We start from the raw sequence: 18684 nt of genomic DNA, 5'->3' as shown, positions 1-18684 counted from the left end.
ATACCTATTTTTGCGCTTGGGTTTAAGGGGCTATTGGTCTGATTGCCTGAAATATAATCGGTTTTCTCCCGTTATGCCCCATTTTCCCGATTATCCACCTTTTAATGTGCCGCGAACGGGTTGGAGAAGTTTTATTCGCGGTCTGATTTATCCGTGTGTTCCTTCCTGGGTTGATTCTCCCGTTGAGCCTTCAGTCGTTCGGCCTTGGCCTTGTCACTCATATCGTTGCGGATCTGCGCATGGCTGATCAGGGCGAAGATAAAGCTGCCGCCGATGATATTGCCCGCCAGCGTCGGGATGGCGAACGGGTAGAAGAATTCCTGCCAGGGGAGTGCGCCGCTAAACACCAGGTACAGAATTTCGACGGAACCAACCACGATATGGGTAAGGTCGCAAATCGCCACCAGGTAGGTCATCAGCACGATCACCCAGATCTTGGCGGCTCTGGCCGAAGGGAACATCCACACCATCGTGGCGATGATCCAACCTGCCAGGATGCCGTTGGCAAACATCTCTCCCGGGGTGTTATGCATGATTTCCTGTGACAAGCTGGTGAAGGCCGCACGGGTATTCTCATCAAAAATAGGCATATAGATAAACGCCAGCGCGGCCAGGCCGGTGCCGAGCAGATTCCCCAACAGCACTATCCCCCATAGGCGGAACAGAATGACGAAGTTTTTAGGCGTCGGTTTATGCATGATGGGCAATACCGCAGTGACGGTGTTTTCAGTAAACAACTGCTGGCGAGCCATGATGACGATGATAAAACCGAAGGTATAGCCGATGTTCTCGATAAAAAACCGGCTTGGGTCATCCGGTAGCCGTGCGTGAAAAATCCCTTTTGCTGCCAGGGAAGCCCCCATCGACAAGCCAGCCGCCAAGGCTGACAGCAATAGCGCCAGCCAGTCACGCTCCAGTTCTTTCTCCCCCTCCATGCGGATTTGTTCATGTACGGCAGCGGCGCGCGAGGGCAGTTTTTGCTCATCGACCTCAATGGTGGATTTGCCCCGATCGTGCTCTTCGCTTTCGACCTTGACGCTGCTTTTATCGCTGTTGGCTTGACGATCTGGTTTTACGCTCAATGGTCATTCTCCTATTGGCTGATAACTAAGCGTAGTTGCTGATGGGGCGAAGGAAAGTGCGCCGGAAAAATGATTAAAAAGTAACGAAATTTTAACGTTGCTGTTTTTTTCTACGCAATTTTGATCTGATGCGCAATATTACCTCTAATGGAGTACATCCAAGCCAGGCTGCGGGCTTCGAGCGCACTGTGGCTTATGCTATGATTCGCTATCCCAAAGAAAAATATGAGTCCTCCATGCTGGAAGCCAGAAATCTTAGTTGTGTACGAGATGAACGTACTCTGTTTGACAGGTTGAGTTTTTTGGTGAGTCCGGGGGACATTATTCAGGTGGAAGGCCCTAATGGGGCTGGCAAAACCAGCTTGCTGCGCATTTTGGCCGGGTTGGCGCAGCCAGACGCGGGTGAAGTGCTGTGGCAGGGCGAAAATACGCGTCATCGGCGTGAGCAATATCATCTGGATCTGCTGTTTCTGGGGCATCAGCCGGGGATTAAATCCATGCTGACCCCGTTTGAGAATTTGCAGTTTTACCAGGCCGTTAGCCAGGCATCCGATCGTCAGGCCATCTGGCAGGCGTTGGAGCAGGTAGGCTTGGTGGGGTACGAGGATTTACCGGTGGCGCAGCTTTCCGCCGGGCAGCAGCGGCGGGTGGCGCTGGCACGGCTCTGGCTCAGCAAATGCCCTCTGTGGATCCTGGATGAACCTTTGACGGCCATAGACAAGCAGGGCGTGTTGGAGCTGACCGCGCTGTTTGAGCAACATGCACAACAGGGCGGTATGGTGCTGCTAACGACGCATCAAGATTTAACCGGAACACGGCAGGCGGTAAGGAAAATTCGCCTGACACAGACCAGCGCGGAGATCGCCTGATGTTCTTTATCATACTGCGGCGGGAACTGAAAATTGCCTTTCGTAAAGGCTCCGAGATCGTCAACCCGCTGTGGTTCTTCCTGATCGTGATCACGCTGTTTCCGCTGGGCGTTGGGCCAGAACCGCAATTGCTGGCGCGTATTGCGCCGGGGATTATCTGGGTAGCGGCGCTGTTAGCCTCGTTGCTTTCACTGGAGCGATTGTTCCGTGATGACTACCTGGATGGCTCATTGGAACAGTTATTGTTATTGCCAACGCAGCTGCCAATGACGGTGTTAGGCAAAGTGTGTGCTCACTGGGTTGTGACTGGGTTGCCGTTGTTGATCCTGTCGCCGCTGGTGGCGCTGCTGCTGTCGCTGGATGTGAATACCTGGATGGCGATGGCGCTGACTCTGCTGCTGGGCACCCCAACGTTGAGCCTGATTGGTGCTATCGGTGTGGCGTTGACGGTGGGGCTACGCAAAGGCGGCGTGCTGCTGAGTTTGCTGGTGTTGCCGCTGTATATTCCGGTACTGATTTTCGCTACCGCGGCGATAGATGCCGCCTCGATGGGGATGCCGATTGACGGTTACCTGGCCATCCTGGGTGCGATGCTGGCGGGCAGCATCACGCTGGCGCCTTTTGCCACCGCAGCTGCGTTGCGTGTAAGCGTACACTAGCTGGAAATTTAATCGCGGATGAATGCCTCTAAGAGCTTTTCCGTGCGCAAGACTTTCGCCGTTCTGCCATCAGGGAGCGGCTACCGAATGATTTCTTACCGTGAGCAATGACGACAATGTGGAAATGGTTACATCAATTTGCCAAGCCGGAACGGCTGTACCATGTCTGTGGCCGCTTTGTCCCCTGGTTGGGGATAGCGGGCGCCATCTGTCTGCTGGTCGGCTGGGTGTGGGGCTTCGGTTTCGCACCTAAAGATTATCAACAGGGTGACAGCTTCCGTATCATGTACATTCATGTTCCGGCGGCCATCTGGTCGATGGGCATTTATGGCTCGATGGCGATAGCGGCGTTTATCGGCCTGGTCTGGCAGATGAAAATGTCCGATACCGTGGTCGCGGCCATGGCTCCGGTCGGCGCGGTGTTCACCTTTATTGCATTGGTCACCGGATCTGCCTGGGGTAAACCGATGTGGGGCACCTGGTGGGTGTGGGACGCACGCCTGACCTCAGAGCTGGTATTGCTGTTCCTTTATATGGGTATCATTGCGCTGTATAACGCTTTCGACGATCGCCGCCTGGCCGGGCGAGCCGCCGGTATTCTGGTGCTGGTGGGGGTGATCAACATTCCGATTATTCACTTCTCGGTCGAATGGTGGAATACCCTCCACCAGGGCTCAACCAATATGCAGCAGAGCATTGCGCCAAGCATGCGTTACCCGCTGCGTTGGGCGATCTTCGGTTACCTGTTGTTCTTTATTACGCTGACCTTGATGCGCTTGCGCAACCTGATCCTTTTCCAGGAACGTCAGCGCCCTTGGGTCGCCGAGTTGGTTAACAAGGAGCGTCAGTCATGAATGCTGCATTCAGTTCCTGGCAGGCGTTTTTCGCCATGGGCGGCTACGCGTTTTACGTTTGGTTGGCCGTGGCCGCAACCCTGCTTTCCCTGCTGGGGCTATTGGTCCACACCCTGTGGCAGCGCAAGCAGCTACTGGCCGAAGTCAGCCGCCAAGCGTCACGTGAACGGCGTATCCGCCAGTCACAACAGTCAAAGCAAGCAGCGGCAACACCGCAGTCTGTTAACTTGCGGGAGAAATCACAGTGAATCCACGTCGTAAAAGCCGCCTCTATCTGGTCATTGTCGTACTGATTGGCGTCGCGCTTACCGCCACGCTGATGCTGTATGCCTTGCGCTCCAATATCGACCTGTTCTACACCCCGAGCGAGATCCTGCAAGGCAAGGGCGAAAAGCATGAAAAGCCGGAGGTGGGCCAGCGCCTGCGTATCGGTGGCATGGTGATGCCTGGCTCGGTCAAACGCGATCAGCAAAGCCTGCAGGTGAGCTTCAAGGTATATGACGCCCGCGGGGCCATCGAAGTAACCTACAACGGGATTTTGCCGGATCTGTTCCGTGAGGGGCAGGGCGTAGTGGCACAAGGCGTGCTGGGGGAAGGTAACGTGGTCAATGCGCGCGAAGTATTGGCCAAACACGATGAAAAATATACGCCACCAGAAGTCGCGGATGCCATGAAAGAGAATCATAAAAGCCCGGCCGCTACCTATAGCAATTCGCCGGACGGGGGCAACAAGTCATGATGCCGGAACTTGGAAGTTTTCTGCTGTGCCTGGCGTTGGCGATTTCGTTGCTGCTGAGCATTTATCCGCAATGGGGAGCGGCGCGTCAGGATACGCGCATGATGGCGGTAGCCCGCCCGTTAACCTATGGCATGTTTATCGCTATCGCCCTGGCATTTGCCTGCCTGGTGTATGCGTTTATTACCAATGACTTTACCGTCTCCTATGTAGCAGCCAACTCCAACACCAAGCTACCGGTGTATTACCGCATTGCGGCAACGTGGGGAGCGCACGAAGGTTCCCTGCTGCTGTGGGTGTTGTTGCTGAGTTGCTGGTCACTGGCGGTTGCCATGTGCAGCCGTGCGATGCCGCAGGATGCCGTGGCGCGTGTGTTATCGGTGATGGGGATGATCACCGCCGGGTTCTTGCTGTTCATCATTATGACCTCCAACCCGTTTACCCGCACCTTGCCTAGTTTCCCGATCGACGGGGGTGACCTTAACCCGCTGTTGCAGGATATCGGGCTGATCTTCCACCCGCCGTTGCTGTATATGGGCTACGTGGGTTTCTCGGTGGCCTTTGCCTTCGCGATTGCCTCACTGATGGCCGGGCGGCTCGATACGGCCTGGGCTCGTTGGTCGCGTCCGTGGACTACGGCGGCCTGGGTCTTCCTGACCATGGGCATCGTGTTGGGGTCAGCGTGGGCTTACTATGAGCTGGGCTGGGGCGGCTGGTGGTTCTGGGACCCGGTAGAAAACGCTTCCTTTATGCCATGGCTGGCCGGTACGGCCTTGATGCACTCGCTGGCGGTCACCGAAAAGCGCGGGACCTTCAAAGCCTGGACGGTGCTGCTGGCGATCACGGCCTTCTCCCTGTGTCTGTTGGGCACCTTCCTGGTGCGTTCCGGCGTGCTGGTTTCCGTTCACTCCTTTGCCTCCGATCCGGCGCGTGGGATGTTTATCCTCGCTTATTTGGTGATCGTGATTGGCGGCTCGCTGTTGCTGTATGCCGTGAAGGGCGGGCAGGTGCGTAGCCGGGTGCAGCATGAAACCTTCTCGCGGGAAACCTTCCTGCTGGGCAATAACGTCTTGCTGATCGCCGCCATGCTGGTGGTGTTGTTGGGGACCTTGTTGCCGTTGGTGCATAAACAGTTGGGGTTGGGCAGTATTTCCATCGGCGAGCCCTTCTTCAACACCATGTTTACCTGGCTGATGGCACCGCTGGCGCTGTTGCTGGGCATCGGGCCGTTGGTGCGCTGGCGTCGTGACGAACCCACCAAGCTCTGGCGTCGCCTGGGTGTGGCGCTGGTGATTACGCTGGTGTTGTCAATTCTGCTGCCTTGGCTGCTGCAAGACAGTATCGTCGGCATGACGGTGGTCGGGCTGATCATGGCCATCTGGGTAATTTTGCTGACCCTGATGGAGCTGCATGAGCGAGCGACCCATCGCCACGGTTTCTGGCAGGGGCTCAGGCACCTTTCCCGTAGCCATTGGGGCATGGTGTTAGGCCATCTTGGCGTGGCGGTCACGGTGATCGGGATCGCTTTCAGCCAAAACTACAGCGTTGAGCGTGATGTCCGCATGAAGGCCGGTGATAGCGTGGAAATTCACGACTATCGCTTCATCTTCCGCGACGTTCACGATATCCGTGGTTCAAACTACACCGGCGGCGTCGGGATTATCGATGTCACCCGCAACGGTAAGGCCGAAGCCACCCTGCATGCGGAAAAACGCTACTACAGCGTGGCGCGCAGCATGATGACGGAGGCCGCCATCGACGGTGGCCTGACGCGCGATCTGTACGCCGCGTTAGGTGAAGAGTTAGACGATGGCTCCTGGGCCGTGCGGCTTTACTACAAACCTTTTGTCCGCTGGATCTGGTTCGGTGGGGTGTTTATGGCGCTTGGCGGCGTGTTGTGTATTCTCGATCCGCGCTATCGCATGAGCAAAAAACTCAAACGTGAAGCCAAACAAGGGGAGCAGGCATGAACCGCAAACTGTTATTTATTCCGTTAATCCTGTTCCTGCTGTTAGTGGTGGCCTTGTTGGTACAGCTGACGCGTAACGCCGGCGGTGAAGATCCCACCATGCTGGAGTCTGCTTTGATTGGTAAACCGGTGCCGACCTTCAAGCTTGAATCCTTGGATCATCCGGGTAAAACCTTCGATCAGGCGGTGCTGCGCACTGGCAAACCGATATTGCTGAACGTGTGGGCGACCTGGTGCCCTACTTGCCGGGCGGAGCACGAGTATCTGAATACTCTGGCGGCCAAAGGCATCCGCGTAGTGGGGCTAAACTATAAAGACGATCGCCAGAAGGCGGTGGTGTGGCTCAATCAGTTGGGTAACCCTTATGCGCTGAGCCTGTACGACGGCGACGGCATGCTGGGGCTGGATCTCGGCGTGTATGGCGCACCGGAGACCTTCCTGATCGACGGTGAAGGCATAATCCGCTACCGCCACGCCGGGGACATGAACGAGCGTGTCTGGCAGCAGGAAGTGTTACCGCTGTATCGTAAATATGGGGGCGACGCATGAGGCTGATAACCTTACTGGTGGCGGCATTGCTGAGCTGGAGTGCCGCTGCGGCCATTGACACCTACAAATTCAATTCGGTGGAGCAGGAGCAGCAATACCGCGAGTTGACAGAACAGCTGCGCTGCCCTAAATGCCAGAACAACAGCATTGCCGATTCCAACGCCATCATCGCGGCAGATATGCGCACCAAGGTGTATGAGCTGATGATGCAGGGGCAAGACAAGCAGCAGGTCATCGACTATATGGTGGCGCGCTACGGTAATTTTGTGACCTATGAACCCCCGGTGACGCCAGCAACCTTGATCTTGTGGGTCGGGCCGCTGCTGTTTGTGCTGATTGGTGGGGCGGTGGTGATACTGCGGACCCGTCAACGTCGGGTGGGCGTAGTCAACGAGGAATTCTCCGAGCAGGAGCAGCAGCGCCTTGCAGCGTTGTTGAAAGAGACTGACAGGAAGAAACCCTAATGGCTTTTTGGCTGATAATTATAGTGCTGTTGGTCGGTGCGAGCGCGTTGCTGGTCGTGCCTGCGATGCGCCAAGGCAAAGAAAGTACGGCGGCCAGCCGCGATACGCTCAACAAGGCGTTCTACCAGGATCGCCTTGACGAACTGGCGCAAGATGAAGATCAAGGGGTGGTTACGGAACGCCCTGAACTGGTCAAAGAGCTGCAACAGAACTTGCTGAACGATATTCCTGGGCAACCGGATGAACAGCCTGCACGGCCTATCAATCGTTGGGCTTTAGTGCCTGGCGTGATGGTGCTGGTGGTGGTATCGGTTGGCTTTTATCTGAAAACTGGCGGTTTGGCTCAGGTTACGGCCTGGCATCAGGTAGAATCCCAAATGCCGGAACTGCGTGCGCGGGTGGCCAATGAGCGTGCCCAACCGCTGAGCATGGAGGAGATCGCCCGTCTTGGCTTGGGTTTACGCACCTCATTGCAGGACGATGACAGGAATCTGAACGACTGGATGATGCTTGGCCGTGTCGGGATGGCGTTGAATAATGCCACCACCGCGACCCAGGCCTTTGCTCATGCTTACAGCCTGGATCCGAGCAATATGGACGTGCGCCTGGGCTATGCCGAAGTGCTGACGCGCTCTGGCGATCCGGAAGACAACAAGCAGGCCACCGCGATGCTGCGCACCATGGTGGCTGAAGATCACACCAACGTGCGCGTACTGAGCCTGCTGGCGTTCAACTCCTTTGAACAGGGCGATTACCAACAGGCGATCGGTGCCTGGCAGGTAATGTTGAAACTGTTACCAGCCGATGACCAGCGTGTTGCAGTGATAAAGCGCAGCATTGAGCAAGCAAAAGTTCAGGTGGGCGCAGAAACTGTTAAACTCTCCGTCACTGTCACGCTGTCGCCAGAGGCGGCAAAAGCATTACCACAACAAGGAACGCTGATCGTTTCGGTTACCGATGGAACCAACCCGGTGCCGGTAGCTGTCAAGCAATTGCCACTTAGTCGTTTCCCGCTATCATTCACATTGGATGACAGCAACGCCATGATGCCTGAGCGTCTGCTTTCGGCTCAGCAGAAGGTGAAGGTGCATGTCAGGCTGTCACAGGATGGTCTGGCAACGCCGCAGGCGGGCGACTGGTTTGGCGATAGTACGCTGCAAGCCTATAGCGGCAAGGAGCAGGTCAGCGTTCAGATTGATAAACAGGTTCCCTGATAAAAAGAATCCAAGGGTTTTCATGGAGATAAATATGAACTTTCGCCTGACTGGGCTGGCTTTCGCAACGGTGTTATTGGTAGGCTGTGCCAGCTCGCCTGGTGACGATCCGCAAGGGCGTTCCGACCCTCTTGAAGGGTTTAACCGGGCGATGTTTAACTTCAACTATAACGTGATGGATCCCTACGTGCTGCGCCCGGTCGCGGTGGTATGGCGCGATTACGTCCCGACGCCTGCGCGTAATGGCTTGAGCAACTTTACTTCCAACCTGGAAGAGCCAGCCAGCATGGTGAACGAATTTCTGCGTGGTAACCCTTATCAGGGCATGAAGCACTTTAACCGTTTCTTCCTCAACACCCTGTTGGGGATGGGCGGGTTGATCGACGTGGCCAGTATGGCTAACCCGAAACTGGCGCGTGAAGAACCACGCCGCTTCGGTGGCACCTTGGGGAACTACGGCGTAGGTTACGGCCCGTATGTCCACTTACCGGTCTATGGCAGCTTCACTATCCGTGAAGACGGTGGCGACTGGGCGGATAGCGTTTATCCGGTGCTGAGTTATCTCACCTTCTGGATGTCGGCGGGTAAATGGGTAGTGGAAGGGGTTGAAACCCGTGCTCAATTGCTGGATTCCGATGGGTTGCTGCGCAACTCTTCCGATCCTTATGTGATGGTGCGTGACGCCTATTTCCAACGGCATGACTTCCTGGCGAATGGCGGGGTGCTCAAGCCGCAGGAAAACCCGAATGCCAAGGCTATCCAGGGCGATCTGGACGAGATCGACTCTGCCAACTAAGGATTAGGTTTTTTTCAACTTATCCTGTGGTGAATAGCGTTTGAAAAAGGATCCCGGAAGCCTAGGGATCCTTTTTTATTTATGTAAATGATAATCATTTTTATTGATGATTTTCTGGGATGGCGGGGCAGTAAATGCTAAAATCTGCGCCAGGCGACTGCCGCTGGTTACATGGAAGGCAGAGCCCGTGGCTTGGGAACCGGCTTGTGTGGAACAAGGAGCGTTTATAGCGGATTGCAGCATCACCTTTTACCGCGTTTTGTACCCTCTTTCCTGCCTGTTTTCTGTTGCCGCGATATTTTCGCTTTGATGCGCACGGAGAACGCCAATATGGACCTACTTTCTTCAGGTAATGCCCCTTTCTTGATCGCCCTGCTCCTGCTGCTGTTTATCGGCGTGCTGGAAACGCTGGCGGTGTTTCTCGGTGCTTCCCTTTCCAGCCATTTCGACGCGGCTATAGACTCCCATCCGGATATTACCCTGGGTGAGAACGTTTTCGCCCAGGGTCTGAGCTGGCTGCATATCGGGCGCTTGCCGCTGCTGGTCATCATTGTGCTGTTTCTCGGCGGTTTTTCACTGAGTGGCCTGATACTGCAATGGTTGGCAGGCGGTGAACTACCGGTGTGGCTGGCGGTGATCGTTGCCTTTATCGTCGCTGTGTTCAGCGTACGCTGGTGTGGCCGCGGCATTGCTCGCTACTTGCCACGTGACGAAAGCAGCGCCGTTTCCACGGACAGCTTTATCGGCCGCATGGCAATTATGACCGGCGCAACGGCCACGGCTGGCTCCCCGGCAGAAGCCAGGTTGACGGATGAGCACGGGCGTACCCATTACATTTTGATCGAGCCGGATGAGGCGGACGTCGCCTTTGTGCGTGGAGCTAAGGTGTTGGTGACGGCGCGCATCTCCGGATCCCGCTTCAGCGGCAGCGCCAACCCTTGGCCGGATCTGCTGTGAACGCGGTTTTAACGGAATTATTTTGATAATACTGATGGAGAGGTAGCCCTAGTGATAATTAGTGACGGTCTTACGTTTTGGGGTTCGATTGCGGGTGGCATCTTTGTTGTCCTGCTGATTATTGGACTGATTTTTTCACGCCTGTATCGCCGTGCCTCGGCGGAACAGTCGTTGGTACGTACCGGTCTGGGCGGTCTCAAGGTCGTGCTGAGCGGTGGTGCCATCTCCCTGCCGGTGTTTCATGAGATTGTTGAAATCAACATGAAGACCCTGAAGCTGGAGGTCAGCCGTGCCATGCACGACAGCCTGATCACCAAGGACAGAATGCGTGTGGACGTGGTAGTGGCATTTTTTGTCCGCGTGCAACCGACCATTGAAGGGATCTCCACTGCAGCACAGACTTTGGGCCAGCGTACGCTGTCACCGGAAGATCTGCGCCAACTGGTGGAAGACAAGTTTGTCGACGCCTTACGCTCCACCGCAGCGCAGATGACCATGCAAGATCTGCAAGATACGCGCGAAAACTTCGTGCAGGGCGTGCAGAGCACGGTATCTGAAGATCTGGCGAAAAACGGCCTGGAGTTGGAAAGCGTGTCGCTGACCAACTTTAACCAGACCTCGAAAGAGTATTTCGACCCTAACAACGCCTTCGATGCCGAAGGTCTGACCAAGCTGACGCAGGAAACCGAACGCCGTCGCCGCGAGCGTAACGAAGTTGAGCAAGACGTGGAGGTCGCAGTACGCGAGAAAAACCGCGATGCCATGTCACGCAAGCTGGAGATCGAGCAGCAGGAAGCCTTCATGTCGCTTGAGCAGGAGCAGCAGGTCAAGACCCGCAGCGCCGAGCAAAGCTCCCGGATCGCCACCTTTGAAGCGGAACGCCGCCGCGAGGCCGAACAGAGCCGTATCTCCGCCGAGCGCCAGATTCAGGAGGCGGAAATCGAGCGTGAGCAGGCGGTACGGACCCGTAAGGTAGAGGCCGACCGTGAAATCCGTGTTAAAGAGATCGAGCAGAATAAAGTCACCGAAATGGCCGCCATCGAGCAGAAAAAAGTGACGGAAATCGCCGAACAGGATAAGGCCATCGCCATTGCTGCCAAGTCTGAGCAGCAGTCCCAGGCTCAGGCGCGCGCCAATGACGCGTTGACCGAAGCGGTGAAAGCGGAGCAAAACGTGGAAACCACGCGCCAAACCGCTGAAGCCGATCGTGCCAAACAGGTCGCTCTGATCGAAGCCCGCCAAGGGGCGGAAACCGAAGCGATGCAACTGACGCTGAAAGCCCGTGCGGAGAAAGAGGCTGCTGAACTGCAGGCCGCTGCCATCATCGAACTGGCTGAAGCCGCGCGTAAGAAAGGCTTGGCAGAGGCGGAAACCCAGCGCGCGTTGAACGAAGCGGTCAACATGCTTTCCAGCGATCAGACCAGCCTGAAGTTCAAACTGGCGCTGCTGCAGGCACTGCCAGCGATCATCGAGAAGTCCGTTGAGCCGATGAAGGCCATCGACGGCATCAAGATCCTCCAGGTTGATGGGTTGAACCGTTCTGGCGGTGCCGCAGGTGCGACGGCGGCTTCGGTCGGTGGCGGCAACTTGGCCGAGCAGGCGATGTCTGCCGCTCTTGCCTATCGCACGCACGCCCCGGTTATCGATTCCCTGCTACAGGAAATCGGTATCAGCGGCGGTTCATTGCAGGCGCTGACCGCTGCTTTACCACAGGCACAGCCAGTTGCTCCGTTGGTGGAGCCTGACGCTGTAGTCGTGCAGGAAGAGATTGCGGAACAAAAACCGGAGTCGTATGCACCGTCAACGGAGCACAGCATCACGGCGGTAAACCTTTCCTGAGTTAAGGCTGGATGGGGTTAACACAATAGAAAACGGCGGGGTAATCCCGCCGTTTTTACGTTTCTGTTTAGGAAAACAGATTAGAAACGGTAGTTGAAGCCAGCACCGTACAACCAGGCTGAACCCTTCGATTCGAAGGTGTATGGGCCTTCTTTGATGGTGACTTTCTGGCCGTGCATGTAGGACACACCCACGTCGACAGAAGCGTCTTTATTGAACGCGTAAGTGGTACCGGCGCTGATCCAGGCGCGATCCTGATCCGGGATCGAGATAGAGCGGTTTTGTGCTGGGACCGGGCTATCATCGAAGGCGATACCGCCACGGAAGGTCCAGTTATCGTCGTAGAAGTAGGTAGTACCCAGCGCGATACGGTAAGCGTCACGGAAGCCTTCATGCTTCTGGAACAGGGTGTTGCCGTTGCTGTCGGTCGCTTTCAGCTCCTGGAACTGGCTCCAGCTGGTGTAGGCCATGCTGTAGTGGATCGCCCACTGCGGTGCCACTTTGTTATACCCGGAAACTTCCCACATTTCTGGCAGATTCAGGGTCAGAGAACCTGGGACGTTGTTGCCGTCTGTTCCCATTGGCAGGCCGAGTTTTCCGAGCAGAGGATTAAAGGCTGAAGGCAGGCTGCTTCTGTAGTCACCGTCAAAGTCGATTTTCACTTCAGAACGGTAGGTAAAGCCGTAGCGGTTGTTTTCATCCACTTCATACAGCACGCCTGCGTTCCAGCCATAGCCCCATTTATTGCCTTCCAGATGAGAAATCTGGGTATCAGCAGGGATTTGAGCTACCTGGCCAGCCAGCGCCGGAGGCAGTTGTCCTGAACCTGCGATCAGCAGCGGTAAATCACCGGCGTAGCGATCGATTTTGGCTTTGGCATACACCGCATCAAAGCCCAGACCGAAGCTGAAGTGTTGGTTCAGGCGGTAAGCGGCGCTCAGGTTGATATTGGCGGTGGTCAGGTCTGTAGTCCCGCCGACGGAGCCAGCGGTGTAGCCTTCGTTGTATTCGGTAGCCAGGCCATAGTTACTGGTCACGGAAGCGCCGACGGCCCATTGGTCATTCAGCGGTTGAATGTAGTGCAGGTTGGGTACCCAGGCGGTCGGGGCAATGTTCTTCGCATCCAGGCTGCGGCCTGAAGGTGAGGTGCCGGTAATGTTAACGTCTGGGTCAATAAAAACGGCGCCCGCAGTGAGAGAAGGGCGGTCAAACATCATCATGGTTGCCGGGTTACGACTTGCCGAGGCAGCGGTATCCGCCATTGCGCCTTCGCCAGAATAGGCTCGCCCTAAACCAGCCGCCGAAAATTCGTTCAGCTGGAATCCTGCGGCATACACGTTCGAAGAAATAATTGCCACTGCAGCTGCGAGAGCTGATTTAGTGAATAGGTTTTTCTGGCTCATGACCAAAACCTCATTTTATGTGTTTATTATTTAAACAATGTTACACAAAGTAACATGGAGCGCGCGATTGTAGGGTCCGTTATCAATCTGACAAATCAGACCAGTGGCTGAATTATAGGTCCGACCTGTTAAGATGTTGCAAGTTTGTTTTTGAAATATTTCCAAATTGATATCAGAAAAGAGATCCACATAACAAAAAATGACCTGCACATAACAAAACTCTTATGTTTTTTTACCGCAGGGCGATTTAGTTATGTGATTTCCGTCACTTAAAATGCTTACAAAAAGTAAGGCTAGTGATTGGCAAGCCCGAGGAGTAAAATAAACACAGAATTTTGTTTATTTGCGCCAGATCATAAATGGCTATTTGGGCGAGCGTAACTGCGGCCCGTGAGGAGATTTCAACTATGTCAGATGCAATCAATAAATGTAACGCTCAGGAAACTGCGGCCTGCTGCTGTGTCGATGTCGGAACCGTGATGGATAACACCGATTGCACCGCTTCCTACAGCCGAGTGTTTGCCAATCAGCAAGATGCAGAGCAAACGCTGGCAGCACTGACTGAAAAGGCGCGCGGCGTGGAGTCCGATCCTTGTGACATCAGCAGTAGCATTAAACCGGTTGACGGCGGCGTGCAATTGGATGTGGATTTCACCTTCTCCTGCCAGGCAGAAACCATGATCTTCCAGCTCGGCCTGCGTTAATCCCGACCCGATCCCGTAGGGGCGTAATATCCGCCCCTGCTGGTATCCGCACCGCTTTACCCCCTACCAGAAAGTTGCTCCCGCTCTCAGTTTTCACTTCTGCCGGTTTGCCAAATGTAAACATTTGGTTAACAATGACCTCATCAGGTCAGACCTCTTTTTGTCCGTTGTGTTGACGGCCTCTCTTCAGGAGCGTTTATGAGTAAGGCATTGCCGCTGGTTACCCGTCTCGGCGACCGTATCGCCATTGTTCAAGGGCTGCGTACCCCTTTCGCCAAGCAGGCTACCGCTTATCACGGTATACCTGCGGTCGATCTTGGCAAGACTGCGGTGAGCGAGCTGCTGGCGCGTAGCGGCATCGATCCCGCCCTGATTGAGCAACTGGTATTTGGCCAGGTGGTGCAAATGCCTGAAGCGCCTAACATTGCGCGGGAAATTGTGCTTGGCACCGGCATGAGCGTGCACACCGATGCCTATAGCGTTTCACGTGCCTGTGCCACCAGCTTCCAGGCGATTGCCAACGTGGCGGAAAGTATCATGGCTGGCAGCATCAGTGTTGGCATTGCCGGTGGGGCGGATTCTTCCTCCGTGCTGCCGATTGGCGTTAGCAAGGCGCTGGCCCGCACGTTGGTGGACGTTAACAAGGCCCGCACGCTGTCACAGCGCCTGAAGCTGTTCAGTAAGCTTAAGTTCCGCGATCTGATGCCGGTGCCACCCGCCGTGGCGGAATACTCTACCGGCCTGCGCATGGGGGATACCGCCGAGCAAATGGCGAAAACCCACGGCATTACTCGTGAGCAGCAGGATGCCTTGGCACACCGCTCGCATCAACTGGCCGCCAAAGCCTGGGAGCAGGGGCTGTTGCGCGATGAAGTGATGACCGCCTATGTGCCGCCGTATAAAACCCCGCTGGCCGAAGATAACAACGTCCGCAAAGATTCCAGCCTGGAGTCTTATGCCCGTTTGAAACCGGCATTCGATCGCCGCCACGGTACCGTCACGGCCGCCAACAGTACGCCACTGACCGATGGTGCGGCAGCGGTGCTGATGATGAGCGAGTCCCGTGCGAAAGAACTTGGCCTGGAGCCTCTAGGCTACCTTCGCAGCTTCGCCTTTGCCGCCATTGATGTCTGGGAGGATATGTTGCTCGGTCCTTCCTATGCCACCCCGTTGGCGCTGGATCGTGCCGGTATTACCCTGGCTGAGCTGACCCTGATCGATATGCACGAAGCTTTTGCGGCGCAAACGCTGGCCAACCTGAAAATGTTCGCCAGCACCGAGTTTGCCCAACAGAAGCTGGGGCGTGAGCAGGCGATCGGTGAGGTGGATATGGAAAAATTCAACGTGTTGGGCGGCTCCATCGCTTACGGCCACCCGTTTGCCGCTACTGGCGCACGCATGATCACCCAGACGCTGCACGAGCTTAAACGGCGCGGTGGCGGTCTGGGGCTGGCCACCGCTTGTGCGGCTGGGGGATTAGGTGCGGCGATGATCGTGGAGGTGGACAAATGAGTTTCGAAAACGCATTGCACGAACAGCGTGCCAAGCCTTCGGCATTTCATCTGACCTTGCGCCCGGACAATATTGGCGTGATCACCATCGATGTGCCGGGGGAGAAGGTCAATACGCTGAAGGCGGAGTTTGTTGAGCAGATCAACGACGTGCTGCTCAAGGCACAGCAGCTTGCCACCTTGGAAGGCTTGGTGATCCTGTCCGGCAAGCCAGATTCCTTTATTGCCGGTGCAGATATCACCATGATCGCCGCGTGCCATACGGCCCAAGAGGCACAAGCGCTGGCGAAGAAGGGGCAGAGCACGCTGGCACAGATTGCCGCGTTCCCGGTGCCGGTGGTTGCCGCCATTCATGGTGCTTGCCTTGGGGGCGGGCTGGAGTTGGCTTTGGCCTGCCATAGTCGCGTCTGCTCGCTGGATGACAAAACGGCGCTCGGCCTGCCGGAAGTCCAGTTGGGTTTGCTGCCTGGCTCTGGTGGCACCCAGCGCTTACCCCGCCTGATTGGTGCCAGCAAAGCGTTGGATATGATGCTGACGGGCAGACACGTTCGCGCGCGTCAGGCGCTGCGTATGGGCCTGGTGGATGAGGCCGTACCGCAATCCATTCTGCTGCAAACCGCTATCGAGCGTGTAAAACAGGGGTGGAAATCGCGCCGTGCGTTACCGTGGCAGGAACGCCTGCTCAACGGTCCGTTGGGCAGAAGCCTGCTGTTCAGCATCGTGCGCAAGAAGACCCTGGAGAAAACCCACGGTAACTACCCGGCAGCGGAGCGTATTATTAAGGTGGTGCGCACTGGTCTGGATCAGGGCAGTGCCAGCGGCTATGAAGCGGAAGCACGTGCCTTTGGTGAGCTGGCGATGTCGCCACAGTCTGCCGCATTACGCAGCCTGTTTTTTGCCTCTACGGCGTTGAAAAAAGAGCGCGGCGGGGATGCTCAGCCCCATGAATTACAGCGCGTCGGTGTACTTGGCGGTGGTTTGATGGGCGGCGGTATCGCCTGCGTCACGGCGACTCGTGGTGGGCTACCGGTGCGCATTAAAGACGTGAATGAGCAGGGGATCAACCATGCGTTGAAATACACTTGGGATCTGTTGGGCAAGCGGGTACGCAGCAAACGCATGCGTCCGGCAGAGCGTCAGAAACAGATGATGCTGATTTCAGGCAGCACCGATTACAGCGGTTTTGAGCGGGTCGACATCGTGGTAGAGGCGGTATTTGAAGATATCGTGCTCAAGCAGCAGATGGTGGCCGATATTGAACAGTATGCCGCGCCGCATACCGTATTTGCCTCCAACACCTCATCATTGCCGATAGGCCAAATCGCGGCGCAGGCGGCCAGGCCGCAGCAGGTTATTGGTCTGCATTACTTTAGCCCGGTGGATAAAATGCCGTTGGTCGAAGTGATCCCACATGCCACTACCAGCGAACAAACCATTGCCACTACCGTTGCCCTGGCCCACAAGCAGGGGAAAACGGCGATCGTGGTCGCCGATCGCGCTGGTTTTTACGTGAACCGTATTCTCGCCCCTTATATTAATGAGGCGGCGCGTTGCCTGCTGGAAGGCGAACCGATCGAATCGGTGGATAAGGCTTTGGTCGATTTTGGTTTCCCGGTGGGCCCCATCATGCTGTTGGATGAAGTGGGTATCGATGTCGGCACCAAGATTATCCCGATCCTGACGGCGGAACTGGGGCCACGCTTTGCGGCTCCAGCGGCGTTCGACGCGGTGCTGAAGGATGGCCGCAAAGGGCGCAAAAATGGCCGTGGTTTTTATCTGTACCCGGCTGAGGGTAGTAGGTCACGCCAGAAGCACAAGAGCGCAGACAGCAGCATCTATCCACTGCTGGGTATCACCGCCAAGGCGCATATTCAACATGCGGTGATCGCCCAACGCTGTGTGATGATGATGCTCAACGAGGCGGCGCGTTGCCTGGATGAGGGCGTGGTCCGCAGCGCACGCGACGGTGATATCGGCGCGGTGTTTGGCATTGGTTTCCCGCCGTTCCTTGGCGGCCCGTTCCGCTATATGGATGAGCTAGGCGCGGAGAAAGTGGTAAAAACCCTGCGTTATCTGCAACAGCAGTACGGTGAATATTTTGCTCCTTGTGAACGCCTGCAGCGCATGGCTGAGCAGGGGGAACGCTTCTATCCGCAAGGCAGTTAACCAGCATGGCGGCCCGGTTTGCGCTACAGTTTGATCAGGGCCGCACTGTGATCGCCATCACTCCTTGCAATTAGGGCAATCCCGGAAGCTGTACAGGGAGATTGGGGAGGGGTAACGTAGCGTTTTGGTGGGTAGCTCACTCAGCGCTACCAAAATTTCATAGCAACAAGGTTAAAATTTAACCCGTTGAATTGGTTGTTATGTCAGCGATGAATTTGTGTAAGGGCGCAAATGTTGTAAAAAACAGCGTTTTCTTTACGCGAACTTTCAGGCAAAATGCCCGGCCGCCATAGAGAGACGGCGCGTTATCGTTTGAAGCAGGCCTGTGTTCTTGAGTGCAACTCGGCGATACAGCACGCTCGGCGTTTCTGTATAGCGTTATTTTGTCAACAACAGCGGTGCAATATGCAAGTTTTGATTATGCGTCACGGAGAGGCGGCACTCGATGCAGCCAGCGATTCGGTAAGGCCTCTTACCGTTTGTGGCCGTGATGAGTCACGTCAGATGGCGGCCTGGTTGAATACCAAGTCTGTGGATATTGAACGAGTGCTGGTCAGCCCCTATTTGCGGGCCGAGCAGACGCTGGAAACGGTACGCGAAGCGTTAACGCTGCCGGAAGGTGAAGAAGTGCTGCCGGAGCTGACTCCTGGGGGCGACGCTGGGCTGGTGAGCTGTTATTTACAGGCGCTGGCAAAAGAGGGCATCGGTGCGGTGTTAGTGGTTTCCCATCTACCGCTGGTGGGTTATCTGGTGGCCGAGCTGTGCCCTGGAGAATGCCCGCCAATGTTTGCGACCTCCGCCATTGCTAATGTCGAGCTGTCCGAGGATGGCAGCGTCGGCAAGTTTGAATGGCAGGTCAGCCCGTCACAGGTGATGGCCAAGGTCTGAGCTTGTTCTCACCATCAAAGGGCG

General features: G+C 55.9%; 18 protein-coding genes. 16 read left to right on the top strand and 2 right to left on the bottom strand.

Translation table 11 applies throughout. The annotated features are described in order from the left end of the window. Nucleotides 1-131: 131 nt before the first annotated feature. The gene (locus IMQ33_RS08945) at nucleotides 132-1082 is read right to left on the bottom strand and encodes a formate/nitrite transporter family protein (protein ID WP_065683033.1); all 951 of its coding nucleotides are present in this window, start codon (nucleotides 1080-1082) and stop codon (nucleotides 132-134) included. A gap of 236 nt (nucleotides 1083-1318) precedes the next feature. On the opposite strand from IMQ33_RS08945, the gene ccmA reads away from it, so the two are divergent. The 12 genes from ccmA (at nucleotide 1319) to IMQ33_RS08885 (ending at nucleotide 11988) form a co-directional block, all read left to right on the top strand. Beyond that, the gene (gene ccmA, locus IMQ33_RS08940; RefSeq protein ID WP_065683366.1) at nucleotides 1319-1951 is read left to right on the top strand and encodes a cytochrome c biogenesis heme-transporting ATPase CcmA; all 633 of its coding nucleotides are present in this window, start codon (nucleotides 1319-1321) and stop codon (nucleotides 1949-1951) included. After that, nucleotides 1951-2610, top strand: a complete 660-nt coding sequence (gene ccmB / locus IMQ33_RS08935) for a heme exporter protein CcmB (RefSeq protein WP_021806074.1) — start codon at nucleotides 1951-1953, stop codon at nucleotides 2608-2610. Before ccmA ends, ccmB begins: the two co-directional genes overlap by 1 nt. 116 nt (nucleotides 2611-2726) lie before the next feature. Next, nucleotides 2727-3464 carry a heme ABC transporter permease gene (locus tag IMQ33_RS08930; protein ID WP_021178631.1) on the top strand — a complete coding sequence of 246 codons (738 nt, stop codon included), beginning with the start codon at nucleotides 2727-2729 and terminating at the stop codon, nucleotides 3462-3464. Next, nucleotides 3461-3712, top strand: a complete 252-nt coding sequence (gene ccmD, locus IMQ33_RS08925; RefSeq protein WP_098930291.1) for a heme exporter protein CcmD — start codon at nucleotides 3461-3463, stop codon at nucleotides 3710-3712. The genes IMQ33_RS08930 and ccmD overlap by 4 nt, the downstream gene beginning before the upstream one ends. After that, nucleotides 3709-4203 (top strand): cytochrome c maturation protein CcmE, encoded by a 495-nt coding sequence (gene ccmE, locus IMQ33_RS08920; RefSeq protein WP_024529171.1) that lies wholly within the window; start codon nucleotides 3709-3711, stop codon nucleotides 4201-4203. The genes ccmD and ccmE overlap by 4 nt, the downstream gene beginning before the upstream one ends. Further along, a complete protein-coding gene (locus tag IMQ33_RS08915; protein ID WP_065683035.1) occupies nucleotides 4200-6170 on the top strand; it encodes a heme lyase CcmF/NrfE family subunit in 1971 nt (656 codons plus the stop codon). Before ccmE ends, IMQ33_RS08915 begins: the two co-directional genes overlap by 4 nt. Then, nucleotides 6167-6718, top strand: coding sequence for a DsbE family thiol:disulfide interchange protein (locus tag IMQ33_RS08910; protein WP_024529169.1), 552 nt, complete (start codon nucleotides 6167-6169; stop codon nucleotides 6716-6718). The genes IMQ33_RS08915 and IMQ33_RS08910 overlap by 4 nt, the downstream gene beginning before the upstream one ends. Then, a complete protein-coding gene (locus IMQ33_RS08905; RefSeq protein ID WP_065683037.1) occupies nucleotides 6715-7182 on the top strand; it encodes a cytochrome c-type biogenesis protein in 468 nt (155 codons plus the stop codon). The genes IMQ33_RS08910 and IMQ33_RS08905 overlap by 4 nt, the downstream gene beginning before the upstream one ends. Continuing rightward, nucleotides 7182-8396 (top strand): c-type cytochrome biogenesis protein CcmI, encoded by a 1215-nt coding sequence (gene ccmI / locus IMQ33_RS08900; protein WP_098930293.1) that lies wholly within the window; start codon nucleotides 7182-7184, stop codon nucleotides 8394-8396. The genes IMQ33_RS08905 and ccmI overlap by 1 nt, the downstream gene beginning before the upstream one ends. A gap of 34 nt (nucleotides 8397-8430) precedes the next feature. Then, nucleotides 8431-9192 (top strand): phospholipid-binding lipoprotein MlaA, encoded by a 762-nt coding sequence (gene mlaA, locus IMQ33_RS08895; RefSeq protein ID WP_065683039.1) that lies wholly within the window; start codon nucleotides 8431-8433, stop codon nucleotides 9190-9192. Between the two features lie 330 nt (nucleotides 9193-9522). Further along, nucleotides 9523-10149, top strand: coding sequence for an OB-fold-containig protein (locus IMQ33_RS08890; protein WP_065683040.1), 627 nt, complete (start codon nucleotides 9523-9525; stop codon nucleotides 10147-10149). A gap of 51 nt (nucleotides 10150-10200) precedes the next feature. Further along, a complete protein-coding gene (locus tag IMQ33_RS08885) occupies nucleotides 10201-11988 on the top strand; it encodes a flotillin family protein (protein ID WP_196061811.1) in 1788 nt (595 codons plus the stop codon). Between the two features lie 80 nt (nucleotides 11989-12068). Here IMQ33_RS08885 and fadL read toward each other — a convergent pair whose 3' ends face one another. Then, complete coding sequence (gene fadL / locus IMQ33_RS08880; RefSeq protein WP_065683041.1) at nucleotides 12069-13391, bottom strand: long-chain fatty acid transporter FadL; 1323 nt, start codon at nucleotides 13389-13391, stop codon at nucleotides 12069-12071. 407 nt (nucleotides 13392-13798) lie between these two features. Between fadL and IMQ33_RS08875 the strand changes: the two genes are divergently transcribed. The 4 genes from IMQ33_RS08875 (at nucleotide 13799) to sixA (ending at nucleotide 18660) form a co-directional block, all read left to right on the top strand. Continuing rightward, a complete protein-coding gene (locus IMQ33_RS08875) occupies nucleotides 13799-14095 on the top strand; it encodes a YfcZ/YiiS family protein (protein ID WP_021806065.1) in 297 nt (98 codons plus the stop codon). Between the two features lie 198 nt (nucleotides 14096-14293). Next, on the top strand, nucleotides 14294-15607 hold the full coding sequence (gene fadI, locus IMQ33_RS08870) for an acetyl-CoA C-acyltransferase FadI (RefSeq protein WP_196061810.1): 1314 nt from the start codon (nucleotides 14294-14296) through the stop codon (nucleotides 15605-15607). Next, a complete protein-coding gene (gene fadJ, locus IMQ33_RS08865; RefSeq protein ID WP_196061809.1) occupies nucleotides 15604-17772 on the top strand; it encodes a fatty acid oxidation complex subunit alpha FadJ in 2169 nt (722 codons plus the stop codon). Before fadI ends, fadJ begins: the two co-directional genes overlap by 4 nt. A gap of 405 nt (nucleotides 17773-18177) precedes the next feature. Then, complete coding sequence (gene sixA, locus IMQ33_RS08860; protein ID WP_065683044.1) at nucleotides 18178-18660, top strand: phosphohistidine phosphatase SixA; 483 nt, start codon at nucleotides 18178-18180, stop codon at nucleotides 18658-18660. The last annotated feature ends 24 nt before the right edge of the window (nucleotides 18661-18684 follow it).

The organism is Serratia sp. Res13-Sevr-LER1-36-b (assembly GCF_015673035.1).
GTDB lineage: Bacteria > Pseudomonadota > Gammaproteobacteria > Enterobacterales > Enterobacteriaceae > Chania > Chania fonticola_C.
The sequence above is the reverse complement of the archived record's forward strand: the minus strand, read 5'-3'. Positions and strand labels throughout refer to the sequence as shown.

Coding starts and splice junctions, on each gene's coding strand:
- IMQ33_RS08875 (WP_021806065.1), top strand. CDS start 13,799: ATGTCAGATGCAATCAATAAATGTAACGCTCAGGAAACTGCGGCCTGC.
- IMQ33_RS08890 (WP_065683040.1), top strand. CDS start 9,523: ATGGACCTACTTTCTTCAGGTAATGCCCCTTTCTTGATCGCCCTGCTC.
- ccmB (WP_021806074.1), top strand. CDS start 1,951: ATGTTCTTTATCATACTGCGGCGGGAACTGAAAATTGCCTTTCGTAAA.
- IMQ33_RS08905 (WP_065683037.1), top strand. CDS start 6,715: ATGAGGCTGATAACCTTACTGGTGGCGGCATTGCTGAGCTGGAGTGCC.
- ccmA (WP_065683366.1), top strand. CDS start 1,319: ATGCTGGAAGCCAGAAATCTTAGTTGTGTACGAGATGAACGTACTCTG.
- ccmD (WP_098930291.1), top strand. CDS start 3,461: ATGAATGCTGCATTCAGTTCCTGGCAGGCGTTTTTCGCCATGGGCGGC.
- mlaA (WP_065683039.1), top strand. CDS start 8,431: ATGAACTTTCGCCTGACTGGGCTGGCTTTCGCAACGGTGTTATTGGTA.
- IMQ33_RS08930 (WP_021178631.1), top strand. CDS start 2,727: ATGTGGAAATGGTTACATCAATTTGCCAAGCCGGAACGGCTGTACCAT.
- IMQ33_RS08915 (WP_065683035.1), top strand. CDS start 4,200: ATGATGCCGGAACTTGGAAGTTTTCTGCTGTGCCTGGCGTTGGCGATT.
- ccmI (WP_098930293.1), top strand. CDS start 7,182: ATGGCTTTTTGGCTGATAATTATAGTGCTGTTGGTCGGTGCGAGCGCG.
- fadL (WP_065683041.1), bottom strand. CDS start 13,391: ATGAGCCAGAAAAACCTATTCACTAAATCAGCTCTCGCAGCTGCAGTG.
- fadI (WP_196061810.1), top strand. CDS start 14,294: ATGAGTAAGGCATTGCCGCTGGTTACCCGTCTCGGCGACCGTATCGCC.
- sixA (WP_065683044.1), top strand. CDS start 18,178: ATGCAAGTTTTGATTATGCGTCACGGAGAGGCGGCACTCGATGCAGCC.
- IMQ33_RS08910 (WP_024529169.1), top strand. CDS start 6,167: ATGAACCGCAAACTGTTATTTATTCCGTTAATCCTGTTCCTGCTGTTA.
- fadJ (WP_196061809.1), top strand. CDS start 15,604: ATGAGTTTCGAAAACGCATTGCACGAACAGCGTGCCAAGCCTTCGGCA.